Here is a 2,908-nt window from a genome sequence, read left to right as displayed (position 1 = left end):
TCGTCGAACCTGCCGGGGGCCGATGCTAGAGGAGTACGGACTCTTCCCGCTCGACTCAACGGCCGGAAACATCCTGATACAGGCCGGATCGTCGGTATTCCTCTTCGTCCCGATTCGACGCGACCCCGCACGTCCTGACTCTCGCCGCGTCGGTCGCCGGTCGCCGGTCGCCGGTCGTGCGCGGGGCCGATCCCCGACCCGCGCTGCCACGCGCTCCGGGTGCGGATGCGGGTGAGGCCGGGGCCCGCCGAACGGGCGGTTCGGACGCGGTCCTCGTCGGTGACGAAGGCACGGTCGACCGCCACCCCCGTTGCGGCTCGGCGGGCCCCGGTGCGGCGGATCCGCGTGGCCGGCCGGGCCGATCGTGTGTATCGGCGCGGCCCCGGGGTTGGCGTGAACGAGTCTTGGTCGAACCGGCGATGTGTACAAGGCATTCCGGTGTCCGGGACATGTACGGAACACTCGGCTGTCGCGATTTTCGCGGCGCATCCGAGCGACTCGACGAGGGGGGATCGGCCCATGGCCCGTCACGACACGGCTCCGCAGCCCGAACCGGCAACGACGACACGAGAGTTCGTGGCCCGATTACGGGCGTTGAAGGACTGGTCGGGGTTGTCCTACCGGGAACTTTCCGCCCGGGCCGAAGAGGGCGGCCACTACCTTCCGCACAGCACCCTGGCCGGCATGTTGGCGCGTGAGACGTTGCCCGGCGAGGAGCGGGTGGACGCGATGGTTCGGGCGTGCGGGCTGGGCGACTCGGTCGTGGACGGCTGGCTGGCCGTTCACCGACGATTGGCCGACGGCCCGGTGGGCGCGCGCGGCGCGGCCGACGCGGCGACCGACGGGTGGGAGCCGGACACGGAGGCGGAATCGGACGCGGAGTCGGGCGCGGCCGGCCGGGCACCACTTGCGGAGAACGAGGGCGGCGCGGTGCCGTTCGGTGAGGTCGTACTCGCGCCTCCTCCGGTCCGATCGGGCGACGAGGACGGGCCGCCGGCCGGACCGGTGGACGGCCTCCGCCGCCGGGCGATGTGGCGGCGGCCGGTGAACGTCGTGGCGGGTGTGGTGGTGCTGGCACTGTGCGCCGTGTTCGTGGTGGCCGAGCGTCTCGACGACGCGGGCCGGGAGCGGGAGTCGCAAGCGGTCCCGTCGCTTGAGCTCGCGCCCGGGTCGGCCGGGAGCTGGGCACTTATCCACCCCGTCCGGTCCACGGATCTGTGCGTGACCGACGGGCGTGAGCACACCGGCCGTTACAAGAGCGCCGTCGCCGCCCAACGGTCGTGCGCGCAGGTCACCGAGCCCCGGACCTTCCTGTCACCGGTCGAGGGCGGGTTCTTCCGTATCCAGTGGCACCACTCGGAACACGGCATCGGCTGCCTTACCGTCATGAGCGGCGGGCCGGCCGAGAACATGCTCGAACCCTGGGTCGACTGCGGCGGACGGCGGCCCACGCAGTTGTTCCGCATCGAGGCGGTCGAGGCGGTCGATGCGGGCGTCGCGGGTGCCGCAGGTGCCGCGGGCGTCACCGACACGTACCGGATCCGCCCGTTCGGTCGGAACCAGTGCCTGGGCATCCGTGCCGCCGAGACGGCACCCGATGTCGAGGTGGTCCGGGAGCGCTGCACCGGCGGAGCCGACCAGGAGTTCCTGATCGACCTGATCAAACCGGGGTGACCGCGGCCGCACCCGCAGACGGGGAGGGCCGCCGCCGACAAGGCGGACCCTGCCCGCTCGTCGTGGTCGCCGAGACGGGCGGGTGGGTGGTCGGGCGGGCGGTTGCGTTTGTGTTGGTGAACGTGGACATGAGGGATTCCGTTTGTTCGGACGGGAGTTCGGTGTGCTTGAAGGCGTTGGCTATAGGATCGGCGCGCACATTCCGGTGACGGTTCGCGACCGAGGGGGATCCATGGGTGAGCAGGACGAGAACCGTACGGGTTTATCGGCCGAGTGGGCTCCGCGCGGGGTGGATGTGAGCATCCCCAGCATTGCCCGGGTGTACGACGCCGCGCTCGGCGGCAAGGACAACTTCGCCGTGGATCGGGTGGTGGCCGACGAGTTGATCGCCGCCGTTCCCGGCGCGCGGGACGGGGCGTTGGCGAACCGGGCGATTCTCTCGCGCGGGGTCCGCTTCATGGTGGAACAGGGCATCGACCAGTTCCTCGACCTGGGGTCGGGTCTGCCGTCGGCGGAGAACACTCATCAGGTCGCCCAGCGGCACAATCCGCAGGCGTCGGTGGTGTACGTCGACATCGATCCCATCGTGCTCGCACACGGGCGGGCGATGCTGGCCGAGAACTCCCGCACGCGCGTGGTCACCGCCGATGCCCGGGACGCCAAGGCGGTGCTCGCACTCCCCGAGGTCCAGGAGCTCATCGATCTGGATCGTCCGGTGGGGCTGCTGATGGTGGCGATCGTGCATCACCTGGAGGACGACGAGGATCCGGCCGGCGTCGTTCGGACGTATCTGGACGCGCTCCCGTCCGGCAGTTACCTGTTCCTGACGCATTTCTGGGCAAACGGCACCCGCGAGGCGCAGGTGATCGAGCAGGTGCTGCACGGCGCGCACAACACCGGGCGGTTCCGCTCCCGGGAGGAGATCACGACGTTCTTCGATGGCCTCGACCTGGTCGAACCCGGCCTGGTCAACCTGCCGTTGTGGCGCCCGGACGACAGGGTGCCCGATCCGCTGCCGGTCTCGGGAACGCTGCTGCTCGGTGGCATCGCCCGCAAGCCGTAGGCGGCGACCGGGGGAAGGGGCGGGGGCGGCGACAGCGCGTGGACGGGCGACCGGGGGGAGTCGTCGTCGACGAGGAGCGAGGGGATCGAGGAGCGAGGAGTCGAGGGGGAGGTCGCAGCACCATTCGCCGTCCGGGAGGAGCCAAGTGGCGTCGAGTTAGGTTAGCCTAAC

General features: G+C 70.7%; 2 protein-coding genes. Both read left to right on the top strand.

What is annotated here, in order from left to right; genetic code table 11:
- The first annotated feature begins 519 nt into the window (after positions 1 to 519).
- A complete protein-coding gene (locus tag GT354_RS38525; RefSeq protein WP_161361033.1) occupies positions 520 to 1,674 on the top strand; it encodes an XRE family transcriptional regulator in 1,155 nt (384 codons plus the stop codon).
- Between the two features lie 232 nt (positions 1,675 to 1,906).
- A complete protein-coding gene (locus GT354_RS38520; RefSeq protein ID WP_161361032.1) occupies positions 1,907 to 2,737 on the top strand; it encodes an SAM-dependent methyltransferase in 831 nt (276 codons plus the stop codon).
- Positions 2,738 to 2,908: the final 171 nt, after the last annotated feature.

The organism is Streptomyces sp. SID3343, from assembly GCF_009865215.1.
Lineage (GTDB): Bacteria > Actinomycetota > Actinomycetes > Streptomycetales > Streptomycetaceae > Embleya.
This window is presented reverse-complemented; position numbering and strand designations above follow the sequence as displayed.